We start from the raw sequence: 21117 nt of genomic DNA, 5'->3' as shown, positions 1-21117 counted from the left end.
TCAACCCCACCCCCAACCCCTCCCCGCTTGCGGGGAGGGGAGCGTTTGCGTCAGCAAATGCGGGGTGGGGTTCCAACTGTATTACAAGCAAGTAAGAACTGCTATATACATAATTCTTCGTCTAGCAACAAGAATATAATAGCTATCAGAAGTATTTTGTCATTAGTCATTTGTCCTTTGTCCTTGGCAATGACCAATGACCAATAACCAAGGACTAATATGTACATTCCCCGCTTGCACCCAGACACAATTGAGGAAATTAAACAACGTGCTGATATTGTGGATGTGGTATCAGAACACGTAGTTTTACGCAAGCGTGGTAAAGATTTTATCGGTTTGTGTCCCTTCCATAGCGAGAAGAGTCCTAGCTTTACCGTCAGTCAAACTAAGCAAATGTATTATTGCTTTGGCTGCAATGCTGGGGGAAATGCAATTAAGTTTTTGATGGATTTGGGTAAGCAGTCGTTTACGGAAGTGGTGCTGGATTTGGCGCGGCGCTATCAAGTAAATGTCCAAACCCTGGAACCTGAACAAAGACAAGAATTACAGCGTCAATTATCGTTGCGGGAACAATTATATGAAGTTCTCGCAGCAACCGCCAATTTTTATCAACACGCCCTGCGTCAAACTCAGGCGCAAAAGGCTTTGCAGTATTTACTGGAGAACCGCAAATTAAAGGAAGCAACTATTCAGCAGTTTGGTTTGGGTTACGCCCCTGCTGGTTGGGAAACGCTGTATAAATATTTGGTAGAAAATAAACATTATCCTGTGCAGTTGGTAGAAAAGGCAGGATTGATTAAGCCGCGCAAAGAAGGGGGCGGTTATTATGATGTGTTCCGCGATCGCTTGATGATTCCCATCCGCGATATTCAAGGGCGGGTGATTGCGTTTGGGGGGCGCACATTGACTGATGAACAGCCAAAATATCTCAATTCCCCAGAAACCGAACTATTTAATAAAGGTAAAACTTTATTCGCCATAGATTTAGCCAAAACCGGAATTGCTCAAGTTGACCAAGCTGTGGTAGTAGAAGGGTATTTTGATGCGATCGCCCTTCATGCGGCGGGGATTAACAATGCTGTGGCTTCTTTGGGTACAGCCTTGAGTTTAGAACAAGTCCGGTTAATGTTACGTTACACCGACTCGAAACAGTTAGTTCTCAACTTTGATGCTGATAAAGCCGGGACTAACGCCGCAGAAAGAGCGATCGGCGAAATTGCAGATTTAGCCTACAAAGGTGAAGTCCAACTCAAAATTCTCAATATTCCCGATGGTAAAGATGCTGATGAATATTTGCATACTCATACCACAGAAGATTATCAAAGCTTGTTGCAAAATGCGCCACTGTGGTTAGATTGGCAAATTCAACAAATTACCAAAGACCGCGATTTAAAACAAGCTACCGATTTTCAACAAGTAACTCAGCAAATAGTCAAATTACTCAAAAATATCGCTAACACCGATACTCGCAACTATTATGTTTCGCACTGTGCGGAAATTCTCAGCTTGGGTGATACGAGATTAATCCCCTTACGGGTGGAAAATTTGCTGACTCAAATCGCCCCGAATGTAATTAAATTTTCTCAGCCGACAACCACAAAAAGAGAATCGAGTAGCAATAAAAAAGCACCAGTTCCACAAACAGATAAAAGTCTTTTAGAACGAGCCGAAGCTTTATTATTACAAATTTATTTGCACTGTCCCGAACAGCGAAAAGTAATTATTAACGAACTGGAAGAACGAAATCTAGATTTTAGTTTGTCTCATCATCGGTTTTTGTGGGGACAAATTTTAGAATTAGAGGAATCTAATACTCAGCACTCACACTTCGACTCCGCTCAGTATGCAGCACCCAGCACTCACACTTCGACTGCGCTCAGTGTCCAGCACTCAAAAGAGGATTTAATCTCCAGCTTGCAAGATAGATATTTAGAATTAGGTGAAGAAATCGAATTAATCTCACATTTATTTCATTTAAATGAAAAGAGTAAAAAAGAGCTACTCCGCACCCCGCAAGTTGTCCAAGCTGCGACTGCTGGGATGGAAAGAGTATTGCGAGAAAAACGTTATCGTCACTTTTTAGAATTATGGCAACAAACCGATCCAGACGCAGAGCCGGAAAAATGCCGAGCTTATTATGAGGCATTTTATAACGAAAAAATCAAACTGCAAGAACTCGATCGCCAGCGTCAATTTTCCATTACTGATTTGTTATGAAAGTTCGAGCCTTTTTCCAAGCTGCGACGGTTGAAAATATTTCGCCACCATATAATAGTATTCACCTCAAGGTTTTCTACCCAGAACCAGAACAAAATTTAAGTCTTGTTCCGGCTGAAACTCAAGCATCTAAGTTTCCAGTCGTGATTTTGTTCAACGGAATTAACTGTGGCCCGGAAATGTATCAATGGTTGGCGGTGAAATTAGCCGAGTTTGGGTTGGTAGTCGTGACATTTTCCTGGATTGCGGAAAATATACCTGGGTTTGTGGCGATGACTCCTGGCGTTGATTTGAGTATGCTGGCTCCCGATAATTATGGTCAAGGGGCGACAGCTTCAGCTTTACCCACATTGCTGAAAACCTTGGAACGTTTGCAAGTGGAAGGGATTTTGGCTGGCTTGCTTGATTTAGACAAAATCATTCTCGGTGGACATTCTGCTGGTGGTAAAGTTGCAATTGAAAGTGCAGATCCGGGATTTTGCTCACAGGTAGTAGCCGCCTTTGGTTATGGCGTACATACAGCAGCAACTGTACAACTAGGATATAAAGCCGGGACAATCTTACCTTTACCAGACTCCTTACCGTTACTCTTGATTGGCGGAACTTGTGATGGCGTGATTGCGAACAGTAGCAATAACTATGGCGTAACTTGGGAACAACCAACAACTCCTATAATCAGGACTTTCCAAGAAGCGATCGCAGGTGGTAGAAATGATAGTTATTTACTGATCCTCGAAGGCGCAAACCATTTTTCTGTTACCCATCCTTTGGATACCACTATTAGTAGACAATTTCCTGACTTTCCTGCTACACAACAAGAAGCAGAACTCCGAGATTTAATCGCCCAAATTATTCGTTTATTTATTGATGCTCACGTTCGTTACCAAACAACCGCGCTGGAAGCTCTTAATCAAATGTTAGTTGCTCAAAATCCGTTAATTGCATCATTTAATCGCAAGTAAATTTTAAGATTTAGGTGTAACAGAAGCAATAGGTAGAATAATTTCAAATTCTGTTTCTGCATTTGGCTGCGATCGCACGCTCAAAGTGCCGCCATGTTGTTGAATAATTGAATAGCTAACAAATAAACCCAACCCTGTACCACGCCCGAAGGGTTTTGTGGTAAAAAATGGTTCAAAAATGCGGTTTTGGATATGTACAGGAATTGTACTATCTGTATTGGCGATCGCAATGCGTAAGTGGTCATTATCTATCACTTCAGTGCGAATACGAATTTCTGGGTATTCACTGCATTGGCGATTATCTCGAATGGCATCAATGGCATTATTAATAATATTTAAAAAAACTTGATTTAAGTGGCTAGGATAGCAATTTACCAGAGGTAGTTTGCCATATTCTTTCACTATCTGCACTTCTGGTTGAATTGCTGAACCTTGCAAGCGGTGTTGCAAAATGAGCAAAGTACTTTCAATCCCACTATGCAAATCTACTGCTTTAATTCCGGATTCATCCAAGCGCGAGAAGTTGCGTAAACTCAAAACAATCTGGCTGATGCGATTACTTCCTGTCTCCATTGATTCCAGAATTTTATTCACATCATCAAAGATAAAATCGATATCAATTTCTTGGCTTTTCTTTTTAATAGCTTGGCTGGGCTGGGGATATTCTTGCTGATAAAGTGTTAACAAACTAATCATATCTTGAATATAACCTTTGGTATAAGTTATATTTCCTTGGATAAAACTCACTGGATTATTAATTTCATGGGCAATTCCGGCTACTAATTGCCCCAGAGATGACATTTTTTCTGTATGAATTAATTGGGCTTGGGTTTGTTGTAATTGTTTAATAGTTTGTTCTAAATCTTGGGCTTTTTGGTTGAGAGCCTGGGTTTTTTGTTCTACTTCTGCTTCTAAAGTGTAAGAATAATTTTCGACTTGTTGGTATAAGCGAGCATTTTCTAAAGAAATAGCAGCTTGAATACACAGAAAGTTGAGAACTAAGATGCGATCGCTCGTAAATACTCCACTGGCAGAATTATTTTTTAAATACAAAATCCCAATTAAATTTCCTTGATTGAGAATTGGCAAGCACAATAAACTTTTTGGTTGACGTTGCCATAAATATTCATCAATTACAGGTAAATCAGTTTTAAGTTCATCAACTACCACCACTTTTTGACTGTTTTTGACATACTGAATCAACTTCACAGGTAAATTAGGATTACCTTCCAGGGGTTGACAACAAAGTTCGGTGTTATTGGGTGTGCTGATTGCTCTCAATAACCATTCTCCTTGATTATTCGGCAAAATCAACGCACAGCGATCGCCGCCAGAATTTTGGAGAATCATCTGCGTTAGTTGGTGTAGCAGTTCATCCAGTTGAATTTTGCCAGAGATGGCTTGAGAAGCTTTGAGAATAGTGACAAAATCCAGAGTTGTATTAATACTTGTACTAGAAGAGTGAGAGGTTGTATTTTTGGTATTAATCACACCATTCACAGTTGCAATACTCGCCAGTGTTTCCAATGGGTTCCAGTTCTGTGTGGTTTTGTGGAGAATTGGACGCAATAAATGAGGATAGCGTTGTTCTAAATCATCGATTTTGGCTTTTGCACCCCAATGAGCATAGCAATAGTAGGCTTCTTGCATATAGCCTGCGGCGATTTTTTCTCTGTGGCGTTCAAGGTAGAATTTGGCTGCGAGTTCGTTGGCTAATGCTTCTTCTTGGATGTAATGATTTTCTTTGGCTGTGGCGATCGCGCGATCGTATAATTCCATTGCATCATAAGGTTTGCCTGAAATACGACACAGTTCGGCTTCTACTAAGTGATATTTGTGTAAATGATTACTGGGGACTAAATCTGCCCATTGTTTGAGTTTTGTTTGATGAAGTTGCACACGCTCTAAAATAGCCGATGCTTCCGGTTCTGCAACTTGGTTAAAGATGGCTAACTGTGCTAAAGCATCGTAGAAAGGTAGCAAAACGCTGACAAATAAACCCGGAACCCCATCTAAATATTGTGCAGCAATCTCAGCCTCTGCGATCGCTTGCTGATATTCACCAAACAAGTAGCAGAGAATAATTTTGTTAATCTTGGCATGATAAACAGCCGGACGATCATTAACTGCTTGATGTTGGGGTAACATCTCATCTTCGTTGTACACATCCCCCACTAACAAAAAAGGCGTTTCACTATAGCCGAGTAAGTTTAAAGTCGCTTGGTGATAGGTTTTTTGATAATTCAGGGCTGTGGTTTGCTTGAGTTGGGCGATCGCTTTACTATATATAGCTAACTCTTGTTCTAATTTTGTTAGTTCTTTACCAGAGCAATAAGAATGGAAGCTATAACCAAATATGCACCATACAGCCCATTCTAAATCCCCAGTTTCTAATCCACTTTGGTAGCCTTGCAATGAAGATGTCAGCGTTGCTTTTAGAGGCTCTTGCCAATGTCTAATAAAATTATTAAAGACGGCTGCTATCCTCGCACGCAGGTGTTGAGCAGAAAACTTCTCCATTAAGTTTAAAGCCAGTTGCCCAAATTTGTAGCTGGTTTCTACCGCACCAGTAAAAGCACAAAGAATTAACCCATAACTTGTATATGCAAAAGCTGATAAAGCTGTATTACCGTATTGAATTGATAAGTTAACTTGTTCACAAATTGTTAAAGGTAACATTTCTGGACAGCCATTATATGCAGCCCCAAACATACTTGCTAAAATTCGCATCGCAGCTTGGGCGCGAATATCTGTCATCACAGGCAAATCAAGTATGTCTGTGGTATTTTTTTCACCTAAAATTAAACTTGTTTTTTCTAGTGCTTGGTTAACATCTTGGTATGTAGGCTGATTTGGTAAATCTATCCCCAACTGATGCAGAATTGCCAAGGCTGTATCTAAGCCTAAGCGCAGTTGATTTTGAGCAATACAAGCTTGTATTTTAATTTCATAGATAGGTATACTATCCCAAATATTCTGCACCTGATTTAATACTATTGCAGATAGTTCCTCCATCTGCTCAAAATCTGTATTCAAATAAGCCGCTTCTGTTGCTTCTGTATAGATTGTCAGCATTAAATCATAAGATATTTGCCAATGATGATTTGCTAATAATTTTCTGGCAACTCCATAATATTCAACGGCGGCGGCGTAAGCTGTAGAAATTTTCGCTCTCCGTCCAGCAATTAAATTCAATTCAGCTAAATCTTGCTGTTCTTGGGGATGGATAACTAAATCAATACCTAGTTTAAATTGATTGACTAAATCAAAAATTTTGTCTTCTCGTTCTGCTAGGGAAGTATGCTGGAGGAGTAGTTTCCCAATTTGATAGTGAGTTGCTGTTGTTTGCGCTTGGGGAATTAAACAGTAAGCAGCTTGTTGAATGCGATCGTGTAAAAATCGATAGGCAACATTTTGCATCTGCCCATGATTACCATTAGTTTCTGTCTGGTACAAATAAAATTTATAGATTTCATTTTGGGGTAAAATCAAGCCCTCTTGTAATGCTTGCCATAATGCTGTTGCTGTATCATTTGGTGACTGCTCAGAAACAATTGCTAAAGTAGTTAAATCAAAGGAATTACCAATACAAGCAGCCAACTTCAAAACATTTTGTGTTGCTTCGGGTAACTTTTGCAATTGACTAGCCATAAACTCCACTACATCAGCAGTGATAGCTAGTGTATTTACTGCTGTTAAATCACATTCCCAATTACCTTGCAGGTAATTAAAGTTAATTATTCCATCTTCATATAATACTTTGAGAAATTGCGTAATAAAAAAAGGATTGCCTCTAGTTTTACGCTCAATTAATGCGGTGAGGGGCTGTGTTTGCTCAGTACTACAATGCAATGTATCCGCCACTAACTGATTCATATCTACCCAAGCCAGGGAAGTTAAAGTGATGGTGTTCACTGTTTTCCCAGCCTGCTTTATCTCCTCTACTGTCAATCTTAATGGATGTGCGGATGATACTTCGTTATCTCGATAAGCCCCCAACAACAATAGAAAACTTTGGTTTTCCATTAATAATTTAATTAACTGCAAAGAAGCTAAATCTGCCCACTGTAAATCATCCAGAAATATTACCAACGGATGCTCTGATTTAGTGAAGATGGCAATAAACTTCTGAAACAATAAATTAAACCGATTTTGGGCGGCAGTTCCTGATAATTCTGGCGCAGGTGATTGTTTTCCAATTACACATTCTAATTCGGGAATTACCTCAATTAAAACTTGCCCATTTTCCCCGACAACTTCTAAAATTCGACTCCGCCACTGTGCCAATTTTGTATCCGATTCTGCTAACAATTGCCCCATCAAATCCCGCAAAGCTTGGACAAAGGTAGAGAAGGGAATATTTCGATTGAATTGGTCAAATTTACCTTTGATAAAATAACCATACTGACGAGTAATTGGTTTGTGAACTTCGTTAATTACAGCCGTTTTCCCAATCCCAGAGAATCCCGCCACCAACATCATTTCTGATGTGCCACTAGCCACACGTTCAAAGGCTTCTAATAAGCAATTAACTTCCGCTTCTCTACCATATAATTTTTCCGGGATGAGGAAGCGATCGCACACATCCCGCTTACCAATTTTAAACTCTCTAATTTCGCCTGTCTCTTGGAGTTGGGTTAAACAAAGTTCTAAATCATACTTTAATCCCAACGCACTTTGATATCTATCCTCGGCATTTTTCGCCAGCAGTTTCATCACAATCTCTGCCAGTACTTGCGGAATTTCCTCCCTGTTCCCTACTACCGTTGGCATTTTTACCAAATGACAATGCAGCAACTCCATCGGATCATCGCTATTAAATGGCAATTCTCCGGTTAATAATTCATAAAATGTCACCCCCAGCGAATAAAAATCACTACGGTAGTCTATACCTCGATTCATTCTTCCGGTTTGTTCAGGCGAAATATAAGCCAAAGTTCCTTCTAAAATATTAGGATTTTTGATTTCTTGAGTTTCTTTGGGGAGTAATGAAGCAATGCTAAAATCTATTAATTGGACTTGTTTTGTTTGGGGATGAATTAAAATATTTGCTGGTTTAATATCTTTATGAATCACGCGATTTTGATGTAATTCATCAAGACTAATACTTAATTGCAGAGCAATATGCAAAAATTCTCTTAGGGATAAATTATTGTTTTTAATATAGTCTCGTAATGAGATTTTCCCGCTATCCTCCATTACGAGAATATAACCATTGTTATATGTTTCTAAAGATAACGGCTGAATAATCCCAGCAATGTTGAGATTTTTGCTAATGGTATATTGATTGCGGAGTTGCAGTAGTTCACTAAAACTCGGATATTGTGAGGTTAGCAATTTGATGACAACTGGGAGTTGATCTGATTTGCGGATAGCTCGATATACAAGCGTTCTGGAGCCAGCATACAGTTGTGAGCTAAGTTCATATCCGGGAATGATGGGGTTAGCATTGACTGTCATCATCTATACATACCTCACAGAACAAGTTAGTTTCTGTTGTTGCTCAACAAGCTGTGCAGACAAACTCTGCACTCCGCTAGTATTCCCATCAACTACATATTCACTAACATTTATGTATAGATATAAACAAAAAAACCAACAATGTTAAGAACCATTAATTAGACAATCATCTCAATTTAGGACTTACACACAAAGATTGTTGGTTAAGAATGGGTGTGAGGGTTGTAGATACGTAGACCCTTAGCAAAGTCCTATTACTCTGGAATTACTGGACTCAAAGGACTCAGAGGAGTGGTAAACACATAATAAATGACTCCAGAGCCGAGAATCATAATTGCCAAACTGAATAAAATCACCCAACGGTCTGTAGGCTCATAATTATCATCTTCAATATCACGCCGTACAGCAAAATAATGTGCAGTTGACAGCCAGACTGTTATTAACCCAACTAGCGAAAAGACTAAACCCAATTTCCAGCCGTTACCGGGTGTGGGTAATAGGGGGACTTGAAAGGCTCGCAGACGGACGATAACGACTCCAAAACCCAACAGCGCGATCGCGGTTCGCATCCAAGCTAGGTAAGTGCGTTCATTGGCTAAATGATCCCTGATGCGCGATGGATTTAGCCTACCAAGTTTCTTAGTTTCTTGCTTTTCTGTTGTTGGTTTAGACTCTAATTGCATCAGTAACACCCTTAAACTCCAAGAAGCCCCTCTCCAAAAAATCCCAAAATGATAGCAAATTTCTTTCCAGATAATTTGCCATTTGTGCAGCGATCGCACTTGCAAAATATATTTAATTTGTCGGTACATTTTTGCCAAAATTTATTTTAATGCAGAGATGGTAATAACACAAGTCTCAATAACACTTTTAATGCTCCAAATTATTTATAATCTCAGATTTTGTTGACAATTAAGCTACATTTTTTCCTATTCAAATAGGCACATTCGCAATGGGTGTATTTATTAGTCTTATTTTTCTACTGTATTTAATTTAATCAATAGAATCAAATGTTTTTATTTGTCAAAATTATAAATATAAGTGATTAAATTTTTACATCAAGGTTTTTAGGGATAATGAAGTATGGCAGGAATGACGCTGGAACAGCTCAGAATCTTTCTCGCTGTAGCAGAACATCTACACTTTACGCGTGCAGCTGAGGAGCTTTATATTACCCAGCCAGCCGTCAGTGCTGCGATTCATAATTTAGAGCAAGAATATGGAGTCAAACTATTTCATCGCATTGGTCGTCACATTGAAATTGCTGAAGCTGGTAAATTATTACAAGTAGAAGCTCAGAAAATTCTTGACCAAGTGACATTAACAGAACGGGGATTGCGAGAATTAAATAATCTCCAACGGGGTGAATTAAAATTAGGTTCGAGTTTAACCATTGGTAACTATTGGCTACCCCGAAAAATTAGTGAGTTTAAAAGTAAGTATCCGCAGATTACTGTTGATTGTTGTTTGGCAAATGCGGAAACAATTTGCGAAGGAACAGCAATGGGACAGTTTGACATTGGTTTAGTCGAAGGCGATGTCAAACCAGCCTTACAGAATACTTTAGAACAAGAAATCATCGGGAGCGATCGCTTACAAATTGTTGTGGGCGAAACTCACCCTTGGTTTGAACGCCAAGAAATCACCGTTACAGAACTAACTCAAACAGCTTGGGTAATGCGCGAACCTGGTTCTGGTACTCAGCAAAGATTTGAAGAAGCCTTAAAAAATTGGGGTATTAATTTGTATGAACTCAATGTCATTTTAGTTTTCAACAGTGGCGAAATGGCCAAAGCCGCCGTTGAAAGTGGCGTAGGTGCTACCGGAATTTCTGAGTTAATGGTAAAAAAAGAAATTCAGTTAGGCACTTTACGCGCAATAAAGATTTTCCCTAACCCAGAAGATAACAGTAAAGACTTAGAAATAGTGAGACCATTTTTTAAACTCAAGCATCGCCAACGATTTCAAACGGCTCTAGCGAAAGTTTTTGAGCAAACCTTGATTACATCATACACAACTATAAGTTTTCCCGAAAAAAATTTAGCTAGTACAACAAGGCAAAAGTAAAAAGAAATAATAACGATACCATAAGCATTTTAGCAATTTCTTATGGTCTTTTTATCTGCGTTTATCTGCGTCCATCTGCGGTTAATTTTAGATTACGACACCAGTCCCGACAGCAACACAATAAAGCGCCGCATGACGTTTGCCATCAATACCCAACATCTTATTGAGGCTGAGGTCATGAAAACCACCAATGCAAAGACTACCCAAACCTAATTGCACAGCCATCAGACAAATATTTTCTGCTTGATGACCAGCTTCTAAAAGTGCAAAACGGTAGCCCCGCGCACCATATTTGCACAGCGATCGCATAAAAATAGACGTGAATATCACCAAAGCATTTGCATTCACAATGTAGTCTTGTTGCAAGCAAGCTTCCACAAAATCATTAGGTACTGCATTATTCACCAGATGTAAGCCATGACCACGCGGTTCATAATGATAAAGTCCATCAGCTAAATTTTCTACCGCTTGGGTTGAGACAAACACTTCCAACGGATACAGCCCCCCCGCCGATGGTGAGTTTCGTGCTTCATAGGTGTAACCCTCTGTGTGACGCAACCCATTTAAACCACATCCCGCATCCAGCAATTGAGCTAATTTAATCAATGGCATAGTTGTATTAGCAAACGATCGCACAGAAGACCGTTGCTCTAAAAGCAGGCTCAAAGAATTGTCATGCGGTGCTTTGGGCAATTCCAAAAAAGTAGCCTCCGGCATATATCGCATTTCCGTAGCCGGAACGCGCTTGACATAACTTTTCGGTACTGGGGAGTTCAAATGATAGAGAAGAGCTAATTCTAGTGGCTCGTTGACTGTATACATAAAGATGAGTGATGAGTAATGAGTAATGAGTAATGAGTGATGTATAACTCAATACTGTTCAGTTAGTACTTTTTTCTTCTCTTCGCGCTCTTTGCGCCCTTTGTGGTTCGTTAAAAAAAATGACTTTAACAAAGAGTTTTAGTTAAGAGAATAGTAGGTTGGGTGTAGCGATAGCGTAACCCAACATTCTCAAGACTGATTAGTGGGATGATTTTTGTCTCACGCAAAGGCGCAAAGAATCAATATTCTGCTTTGTACAAAAGTCTCAATTCATCCCGCATTTATGCAACGCCAAAGAACGTTAAGCCATAGGATGTGGACAGGGATTTAAATCAGCTTCGCTGCGTCGCCCACTATAACCTAACCTTTGTGGTACTTCAAATAACCGCCGATTTCCCAATGGTTCTAACCCATAACCAAAATATATCGGCACTAATTCACTCGCCAAAGTCCGCACGACGCGAAAACCAAGCGGTGCTACATCAGGCGTTGTAATATCAACTAAATATGGTTCAGCGCCCACAGAATGCAATCTTGTGATGACAGTCCGCAATTTTTCTGCTTCTGTGGCAGAGGTGTACGTTGGTAAATCTTCAACGGCTATATAACTATCATGCTCAAATAAAAATTCCAACTCACCTAAGCGAGTGGTTGTGTAGAAAAAGGCGCTGTGATCATCTAAATTCTGGACATCTTGATATTGATGGAGATGGGAACCAGCACCATTAGCTTTGCGTTCTATATCACCGAAACGGGCTTGGCAAACTTCAAAAATTGCCTTACGTAGCGCCGTTGAACCATCCAGATGACATCCTAAACCAGTGGCGACAGCCGGAGTTCTGCCGGAACGGTCAATTAACATCGCCATCACCACTGGGATGTTAATATCAGTGGTCAAATAAAAGGTAACTAACTCAATGCCAAATCGGGAGTAGTGACGTAAAATTTCTGTCTCAATTCCGGGGCGGTGGGCGAAATAAATCCGGGGCGCAGGTAAGCGGTTTAACCAATTAATAACAAAAGCATCGCGCTCAATCAATTCACACAAGCCACTGTAAGCTGCAAACTCAACATTTGGGCCACTAGCCAAACCGTTAGAAGTCACAGGTAAAATGTCATCTCCTGGTTGATGAATATCCCAGTCAAAATAAACCATAAATGCTGGGACTAACATTGGTTGGTTACTTGAAAGAGAGATCGCAGTCATCCAGGAAGTCTGCGTTGTTTCATCAAAAGCAGGAAAAGGAAAAGTTGGGTCAGAGTATTGGGTGTCTGAAAATGAGAAAAAACTTGGTGGCGGGACGGCGGGATAAGTTAAATCTGCGTAGCTACTAATAATGAGTTGGCGATAATTAACAATGCTGCCACAGTATCGCTCTACGGCTTCTCCAACTGCCCCAAAAATTGCTTGTTCATCTGTCATTCCTCTGCCGACACCGTAGCGTAAATCATCTGGCTGTTTACGCAATTGAAAATTAGCTAATTCGGCTTGCCAGAGAACTGGGAAATCAAACTCTGTATAAGGCTTGGTAAACCTATCGATGGCGCGGATGATACCAGTATGAGGGCTAACTAAATCACGCCAACGTGGACTAGCGATCGCACTATTCACTGATTCTCTCCTGTTGTGAACAATGGGGGCAACCTGGTTTTTTCAGCACAACATTGTGAGTGAGTTTTGTACCCAATAAGTCTAGATGCACTAATTTGCCATCTGTAGCGATGGGTAAACCAAGAAACATTTTAATGGTATCCAGAGCTAGGTAACTTCCTACTAACATCTGGGCGATGGGTAAAGTTTCTTGCAACCTTGGTTGAGAACGGCGTTCTCGGTCAAGAAATCGCTCAATGGCTAATTCCGCCTCTGGGAGTTTGGCGCAAGCTATCGACCGCATCCGATAGCAGAGATAACAAGGGCCATCTTGAGCCAAGACTAACGGCCCAAAAGTGCCTTCCACACCAGCCGCGCCACCTGGTAATAATGGGCGTTGCATCTGCCAGCATAATCTATTCAGACGATAGGCAAGATTGACGGAAACCGCATCAGTGGCGACAATCACCAAGTCAACATCTTCTAGTAAAGCATTGACTGTAGCATCGTCTGTGAAATTATCAGTCACAATTTCAGTTTCAGTGATTTCTGCGATCGCGGCAATTTGTCTTGCAGTTTCCACACCCCGCAAAGCACCAATTTGATTAAATGCTGAGTCTGACATCATCAAATCAGCAGTCAGTGTGCAGACATCATCACATAATCTCAGAAAACCAATCCCCGCACTAGCCAAGTTAATTGCTGCTATCATCCCTGAACCACCAAGTCCAAAAACAGCAATTCTCGCCTTTACTAACTGTTTTTGGGCATCCTTTTGCTGAAATCCCAACTCATGATAAAGACTCATTTGAGGTAATAAATCAGCCCGGATATTTAAATCATCAGCATCTTCTAATAATTCTTCAACTAACCGATTTTCCATCAAAAACTTTAAACATTGATTGATTGAAGCATCTGTTAATTTCTCCCCTATTTCTACTTTAATTTCTCCGATTGTTCGTGAGCCATCTAGTAAAGGTAATACTATACTTTCCACATCACGCAGTGCTTGACCCTTTACAGTCAGTGTTCGCCGTGTTGTATTAAAAATCATTGTTTCTTCGCCACTACAATCTGACGGCATCACATGAACAACAATATGTTCTAATAAACGCAGACGTTGAGCATTATTTAATTGCATAGGCTTTATCTGATTATTTCAAGCTGTCAAAAATAATTGCAAAACTGTTTTTAGAATTTGTCAGGTAAAAGTTTTTTTGCTTTACATAGCACAATACGGTTCAGATAAGAATAGGACTTACGCAAAAACTCTCTCAAACTCTCATTTCTCCGTGAAATCTGCGCCTCTGTGGTTCGTTCTTCCGTAGCCTGTGCGTAAGTCCTAAAGAAAAATAAATTTCAACAAAACCAGAAAATGATCACTCAACAAAAAACGAAAAAATGATTTTGGAGGGGGTTTGGGGGACGCAACCGTACCCCAATCGGGGGCTTGGGGAGCCACTGCGTTGGGCGGCTTTGCCGACTTGAAGCATGTGGCGTGGAGAATCCCCCAAATCTTAGCCATTGTCTAATAAAAGTACACGAAGGAAGAGAATAGAGTCATTTGGTTTCAGATCCCCGACTTCTTAAAGAAGTCGGGGATCTGAAATGCTAGATATCCCCAGATGATTTAGTATCCAAATCCAAGCTCATCTATGTCGTCTGGAACACTTGACATTGAGCCAGTTTCACTAACTCGACATCCACAGCCACGACAGCCACGACATCCCCGACATCCACCACATCCACCACATCCAAAACAGCCACGACAAGGAAAACATCCCCGACATCCACCACATCCACCACAGCCGCCGCAATTAGCAAACCATCTTTGTTGAGTTTCAGATTCTAACATTCCAGGCATTGCTAATTTTTCTAAAGCTGCTCTTTCCTCATCAGACAACAAAAGTTGCTCTAATTTGTCAGCTTTATCTGCCAAACGCATATCTATTGTTTGTTGGGTCAGTGTTTTTTCTGCAAGCATTGTCAATTACTCCTTGTAACTTCAATTCATCAGCTTGTGAGCAAATCTGCATTTAATTTGCCGAAAAACTGTGATGATATTTGTCCATCAATAGATTTGATGAAATCAGAGATATAGGAACAAGCGAATTTGAAGACGAGCCGATAATCAGACAGTGGTTAATGCTGAAATATATATGCCAATAAGGGCATAGTTAAACAACGACATTCAGCTTTGTATTTAGATTGTCACTAATCCACAACAGGCAAAATCACTTTGTCATCAGTGATGGGAATTTCCATAGAGGATTAATCTTCCCGAAAACCTTGTCTTTGATAAATCTTGTGTGATTGTTAGCGATACCTTATCCTGTCTTGATCATCTAACTTCTCTAACATTATCTTTTTCTAGAGTTTTTTATTCTTTCTGGAGTAGTATACTTTTGACTCATAACATTCAGATTGTTCTATCTTAAGTAAGATGGTTTTGAGTTGAAATAGCATCTAATATAACTGCCTGCCTTCAAAGATAAATAATTAGGTTTAATTGATGAGCGATTTTAGAGTTTGGTTTACAGACTACGCTAAAACTTTATTTCGTTCTCTACCTTTGTTATGGCAAGCAGCACCCAGAGAAATGATGTTCTTAATTGCTGTGACTTTATTACAAGGTTTTCTACCTGCTATTAGTGTTTGGATTACTAAGTTAGTAATAGATACTGTAGCAGGAGCCTTAACATCTGGTAGAGAATTAGGGTATGCAGTTCTGATACCTTTGGTATTAGGATGGGTGGGAGCTTTGCTATTAGAAACGATGCTTTATCCTTGGATATTGGCACTGCAAGGAAATCTCAATGATAAGTTAACGGCGCATATCAGCTTATTGTTAATGCGTAAAGCCGATAATTTTGCAGATTTGAGTCGTTTTGAAGATTCTATGTTTTATGATGAACTACAAATATTGCAGCAACAAGTCGGCTATAAACCGTTAAGTTTACTAGAAAATTTAGTGGAATTAAGTCGCTCTTTTGTGACTTTGATAGTCATAGTTGGGTTACTAGTTCCCTTAGCTTTTTGGATACCATTAGTAATTGCGATCGCCACTGTACCCCAAATCGTCGTTTCTTCTCAATATGGTCAAGCAATTTGGCTAACTTTATTTGAAAATAGTCCGCAAGCGCGGCGAATGCAATATTACACTTCACTCATGCTCACCGATAGCTACGCTAAAGAAATCAGGTTGTTTCAACTAAGTTCATTTTTTATCGAGCGTTACTTACAAGCGTTTCAATCTTTACACCAAACCATGCGTTATCTGCGTGGTAAACAAGCATTTTGGTCATCAACTTTAGCTATTCTGAGTACTCTAGGTAATGGTTTTGCTTTTTATTGGGTCGTACAGCAAGCTTTTCGGGGTAATTTCAGTCCTGGTAGTGTACTTTTATTTGTCCAATCATTAACTTACTTTCAAAATAATCTCGAAAGATTTGTCGCTAATTGGGTAGAATTATTTGAAAATATTCTATATATGCAGCAGTTTTTCAATTTTCTCGACAGTCCCATCCCGATGCGAATCAGCATCCCTGGCGAAAAGGTACCAATGCCGATTCGTTCTGGTATTACTTTTGAGAAAGTTGACTTTTACTATCCAGATAATCGATTAGCTTTACAAGATATTTCTTTTACTCTTTACCCTGGGCAAACTGTCGCCATAGTCGGCGAAAATGGTGCAGGTAAAACAACTTTAGTTAAACTTTTAACTAGGCTGTATGATCCAACACAAGGTTGTATTTTAGTGGATGATATAGACCTCAGAAATTTAAATTTACAACAGTGGCGACAACAAATTGCTGTGGTTTTTCAAGACTTTGGTCATTACGCGCTGACTCTGGGAGAAAATATCGCGCTAGGAAATTTAGCGGCTTTAGAAAGTCCAGATATTCTCAGGTATGCAATCGAAAAAGCTGATATTACCACACTTGTTGATAATTTTCCTACAAGAGAAGATACACCATTAGGTAAGCAATTTGGCGGTACAGAACTTTCTGGTGGTCAGTGGCAAAAATTAGCTTTAGCGCGTGCTTTTGTCCGCCAGGAAGCACAAATATTATTATTAGATGAACCAACGGCTGCGCTTGACCCCCGTAGTGAATATGACCTCTACAGACGCTTTATTGAATTAGCCGAAGGTAAAACAACAATTTTGATTACTCACAGACTAGCTTCAGTACGGATGGCTGACCGAATTTTAGTCATGAAAGCTGGTCATTTAATTGAAGATGGAACTCATCAAGAACTTTTACAGCTTGGTGGTGAATATACAACTTTGTGGAATATGCAGGCACAACATTATGGTATTTCTGATTGAAGAATTCAGAAGTCAGAATAAGAAGGTGATGTCAAAAAGCACTCATTGAATTTACGTTAGTTCAGAAATTATGTAACATTATCTACCAAGTATAATTTCTGCAAAAAAACATACATAAAAAATGCTCTTTCTTACTGCTAACCAAAGATAAACAGATTATCTTAGCAGGGTTCCAGGATTTTACACAATAACAAACAAGACAGTTAAAAAACTTATCACAATCTAAATTTTTATCATTAACCTTTTGATAGATTAGGGCTACTCTAGAAAAGCTATATATTAAGACAGAGCTAATACCATTTTGGATTTTAGATTTTGGATTGAGAAAGGGTTTACTGGTAAGCTTTTCGAGCAATCCATTTGTCGCAATCATTCTTCCATTTGGTATAACATATAATTTATTATTGCTCTTCATACTGTATCAGTAAATTGCATCTAAAAAGACCGAAAATTATCAAACAGAATGCAGGAGTCAGTAGGCAGAATTCAGAATTTACCTGAGTGTGACACTTCTCCTGGCGGAGACGCTACGCGAACGGCAAGCTCAGTGCGTTGCTGGTGAATGAAAAAACGGGTATAAGATACCCACCAAATTCTTAATTTGCTGGTCTTCAATCAGTACGGTGTATTTTTCTCCTACTGTTCACATTCTGACTCCTGAATTCTGACTTCTGAATTCTTCAATTACTTTATTTTTAGTAACCTGATAAGTCATGACATCCCCTGAGCCACAAATTGATTTTGACAAAGAACTTACAGAACCATCATCGCCACCACCTCAAAAAAATTGGCGATGGTGGCGATTATTGTTAGCTTTAATACTAATAGTAGGGGGTGGAGTTGCGATCGCTTGGCGTTTACTTACTCCTGTACAGCCAACAAAACCCATTCAAGCTCAAACACCAGGGGTAAGAGCCAAAATAGCACCTGTGCAATTAGGCACAATTGAAGAAAGTGCAGACTATATTGCCACTTTAGAGTCCCGACGTTCTATCAACCTCCTACCGAGAATTCCTGGCCAAGTTACCCAGATATTTGTCAAGCCAGGAGATACGGTTGCTATTGGTACGCCTATTATTCAGATAGATTATAAAGCCCAACAACCCAACAACCTGGGTAATAATGGTGCAACTCAAGCAACCGCCGCCCTCCTAGAAAGCGCCCGCGCCACACTCCGCGCTTTGGAACTAGAACGCATATCAAAGTTAGGTGAAGTCCAGTCCAATCAATTAGATTACGCAAAATCTGCCAATTTAGCAGACCAAGGTGCAATATCACGCCAAGCCAAGGATTTAGCGGCTAATAGATTGGCGACAGCAAAAGCTAATCTAGATGCTGTCAATTCTCGCATTCAAGCCCAAAAAACTAGCATTCTGCAAGCTGAAAATGCCCTCCAGCAAGCCAACGCTAACAATAGACAACCACCAGCACAACTTCAATATGACAAAATTACGGCTCCCTTCGCTGGTACGGTAGGCGATATCTCGGTAAAAGCTGGTGATTTTGTCACGCCTTCTTCACGACTGATGACCGTTGCTGAAACCCGACCTTTAGAAGTTGCCTTAACTTTACCACTAGAGCGCGGCCCTAAATTACGAAAGGGAATGCCTGTGGAAATTCTCAGCACCCAAGGGCAGGTTTTGGGTACAAGTCGAGTGTTTTTAATTGTTCCCAACGTTAACACTGAACAACCATCGATATTAATTAAAGCATTGTTCAACAATACCCAAGGGCAATTAAGGGCAGGTCAATTAGTCCGCACAAGATTAATTTGGAGTCAGCGTCCAGGAGTTTTAATTCCAACTACAGCAGTCACTCGCGTGGCGGGTGAAACTTTTGTTTATGTCGCCCAACCACAAACAACTCCCCAAGGCGTTTCCCAGTTAGTAGCGCAACAAAAGCGCGTGAAGTTAGGCAATATCAACAATAACTATTACCAAGTTTTAGCCGGGTTACAGCCAGAAGACAAAATTATTATCTCTGGACTGCTAAACATTCGGGATGGCGTGTCTATTGTGCCTGAATCTTAGTGCTGAGTGCTGAGTGAAAAAAACAAATACTCAACAGGTAAATTTAACCTTTGTGCGATAGGTTAAGAGCAACTCATCACTAGTCAAGCAGGATTTATTTATGGCAGCTTTAACTGGGAAAGTTGCAATTGTCACTGGTGCATCACGGGGAATTGGTCGAGCGATCGCTCTAACATTAGCGCAAAAGGGTGCATCTATCGCAAAGCACGTTGGATAACTGGGCAGAACATTCGGGTTAACGGTGGGGTTGTTTGAGGTTTTTATTTATCAAATATCTGCTTCTTGGTTTTATAGCAATCCTATCTGAGTTGTGAAAAAGTATTCTTTTTAACGAACCGCAAAGGGCGCATAGACGCGATAGCGGCTTCCTGAAGGGTAGGACACAAAGAAAGAGAAAGAGGAAAAGAAAGAGAATTTCACAAATGATTTAGAATTGCTATATAGTTATTCAGTTTTAGATGTGAAATTATCTGTGCAGGTAGAAAGTCGAAAAATTTACTTTTTAAGTCTACTGTTTTTCAGAAATCAAACGTTCGTCTTATATAATCTTCCTGGAACGGCAGACAAAACAAGTAAAGAAAAATGGGCGAAAAAAATTGTATAAAACGTTTTCTATTATACAAAATTAGCTCCTCAAACTGATTTATAGCTTGTTTTTTTGCTAGTAATTCTCAGTTAACCAATAATTCCTGAATAGTGAAATCATCTAGTTTCATTTGTGGAATTAATGGGAAATTGGCAATTATCGAGCATTTTGCTTTGGGGACAACCCAAACTCAAAAACCTACAATTAAAATTTTCTGACAGGTATTCTCAAACTATGGATTTATCTAACATTAATACTCTGCATAACCTAGAAGCCGCCTTCGGTGGTGAGTCGATGGCTAATCGCAAATATTTATATTTTGCGAAAGTTGCTAGTAAATTGGGATTTTCGGATTTAGCAAAACTGTTTCGTGAAACCGCAGAACAAGAAACCGAACATGCTTTTGCTCATTTTGAGTTGCTGCATCCAGAATTGGTGGTGAAAGATCCAGCCGCTTTAACTGATGAACAAAAAAAACAAATTGTTTCGCGTTGCTTGTCTTTAGCAATTGAAGGCGAGACTTACGAATACACTACAATGTATCCCGAATTTGCTGAAGCGGCAAAAAGCGATCGCGATAACCCAGCCGCCGCAGAATTTCTCAAACAAGCACAAGAATCTGGCGAACATGCTGATACATTTCGAGAAGCTGCACACCGTTTTGGCTTGCTCAAGTTTATCGAAAATTACCACGCCGATCGCTACACTGAAGCATTAGAAGTCCTCAATGGTGGACAAGCCGTCACCAGAGTCGCTGGTGATGACCCCCAAACTCGCAAATGGATTTGTCGTCAATGCAGTATGATTTATGACCCCGTAGCAGGCGACCCCGATTCAGGTATTGCTCCTGGTACACCTTTTGAAGATATTCCTGATGATTGGAAATGTCCCATTTGTGGTGCTACCAAAAAGACTTTTAAACCGCTAGAAGAAAAAGTCGCGGCTTAAAAATAGGGGCTAGAGATTAGAGGCTAGATTTTAGGAAGAGGAATTTTTTGGTTAGATTTTACTGAGTAAAAATTACTATTTCTAGTCTCTAATCCCTCATCTCT

At 39.9% G+C, this 21117-nt stretch carries 12 protein-coding genes and 1 pseudogene; 7 read left to right on the top strand and 6 right to left on the bottom strand.

Going from position 1 to position 21117, the window contains the following annotated elements; translation table 11 throughout:
• Positions 1-219 precede the first annotated feature (219 nt).
• On the top strand, positions 220-2217 hold the full coding sequence (gene dnaG / locus H6G28_RS16390) for a DNA primase (protein WP_190672243.1): 1998 nt from the start codon (positions 220-222) through the stop codon (positions 2215-2217).
• Positions 2214-3179: an alpha/beta hydrolase gene (locus H6G28_RS16385; RefSeq protein WP_190672240.1), complete on the top strand. Its 966-nt coding sequence runs from the start codon at positions 2214-2216 to the stop codon at positions 3177-3179. The genes dnaG and H6G28_RS16385 overlap by 4 nt, the downstream gene beginning before the upstream one ends.
• Positions 3180-3182: 3 nt before the next feature.
• Here the strand turns inward: H6G28_RS16385 and H6G28_RS16380 are convergent, their stop codons facing one another.
• Both H6G28_RS16380 and H6G28_RS16375 read right to left on the bottom strand, forming a co-directional pair.
• Positions 3183-8642 (bottom strand): trifunctional serine/threonine-protein kinase/ATP-binding protein/sensor histidine kinase, encoded by a 5460-nt coding sequence (locus H6G28_RS16380; protein WP_190672237.1) that lies wholly within the window; start codon positions 8640-8642, stop codon positions 3183-3185.
• Positions 8643-8893: 251 nt separating this feature from the next.
• Positions 8894-9451, bottom strand: a complete 558-nt coding sequence (locus H6G28_RS16375; RefSeq protein ID WP_199332864.1) for a YidH family protein — start codon at positions 9449-9451, stop codon at positions 8894-8896.
• A 271-nt stretch (positions 9452-9722) separates the two neighbouring features.
• Between H6G28_RS16375 and H6G28_RS16370 the strand changes: the two genes are divergently transcribed.
• Positions 9723-10706 carry a LysR substrate-binding domain-containing protein gene (locus H6G28_RS16370; RefSeq protein WP_190591308.1) on the top strand — a complete coding sequence of 328 codons (984 nt, stop codon included), beginning with the start codon at positions 9723-9725 and terminating at the stop codon, positions 10704-10706.
• Between the two features lie 87 nt (positions 10707-10793).
• Here H6G28_RS16370 and H6G28_RS16365 read toward each other — a convergent pair whose 3' ends face one another.
• The 4 genes from H6G28_RS16365 to H6G28_RS16350 form a co-directional block, all read right to left on the bottom strand.
• Complete coding sequence (locus H6G28_RS16365) at positions 10794-11528, bottom strand: SagB/ThcOx family dehydrogenase (RefSeq protein ID WP_190672235.1); 735 nt, start codon at positions 11526-11528, stop codon at positions 10794-10796.
• 301 nt (positions 11529-11829) lie between these two features.
• Positions 11830-13140, bottom strand: coding sequence for a YcaO-like family protein (locus tag H6G28_RS16360; protein WP_190672232.1), 1311 nt, complete (start codon positions 13138-13140; stop codon positions 11830-11832).
• Positions 13133-14260 (bottom strand): TOMM precursor leader peptide-binding protein, encoded by a 1128-nt coding sequence (locus H6G28_RS16355; protein ID WP_190672229.1) that lies wholly within the window; start codon positions 14258-14260, stop codon positions 13133-13135. The genes H6G28_RS16360 and H6G28_RS16355 overlap by 8 nt, the downstream gene beginning before the upstream one ends.
• A gap of 489 nt (positions 14261-14749) precedes the next feature.
• Positions 14750-15103: a hypothetical protein gene (locus H6G28_RS16350; protein ID WP_190672226.1), complete on the bottom strand. Its 354-nt coding sequence runs from the start codon at positions 15101-15103 to the stop codon at positions 14750-14752.
• Positions 15104-15631: 528 nt separating this feature from the next.
• On the opposite strand from H6G28_RS16350, the gene H6G28_RS16345 reads away from it, so the two are divergent.
• From H6G28_RS16345 to H6G28_RS16330, 4 genes and pseudogenes are all read left to right on the top strand, one after another.
• Positions 15632-17449: an ABC transporter ATP-binding protein gene (locus tag H6G28_RS16345; protein ID WP_190672223.1), complete on the top strand. Its 1818-nt coding sequence runs from the start codon at positions 15632-15634 to the stop codon at positions 17447-17449.
• 713 nt (positions 17450-18162) lie between these two features.
• Positions 18163-19479, top strand: coding sequence for an efflux RND transporter periplasmic adaptor subunit (locus H6G28_RS16340; protein ID WP_190672220.1), 1317 nt, complete (start codon positions 18163-18165; stop codon positions 19477-19479).
• A 100-nt stretch (positions 19480-19579) separates the two neighbouring features.
• Positions 19580-19678: pseudogene (locus H6G28_RS16335) on the top strand (SDR family NAD(P)-dependent oxidoreductase); the annotation flags it as partial.
• 621 nt (positions 19679-20299) lie between these two features.
• On the top strand, positions 20300-21013 hold the full coding sequence (locus H6G28_RS16330; protein WP_190591301.1) for a rubrerythrin family protein: 714 nt from the start codon (positions 20300-20302) through the stop codon (positions 21011-21013).
• The last annotated feature ends 104 nt before the right edge of the window (positions 21014-21117 follow it).

The sequence above is a fragment of the Nostoc sp. FACHB-190 genome (assembly GCF_014696905.1).
Taxonomy (GTDB): Bacteria; Cyanobacteriota; Cyanobacteriia; order Cyanobacteriales; family Nostocaceae; genus Nostoc_B.
The sequence above is the reverse complement of the archived record's forward strand: the minus strand, read 5'-3'. Positions and strand labels throughout refer to the sequence as shown.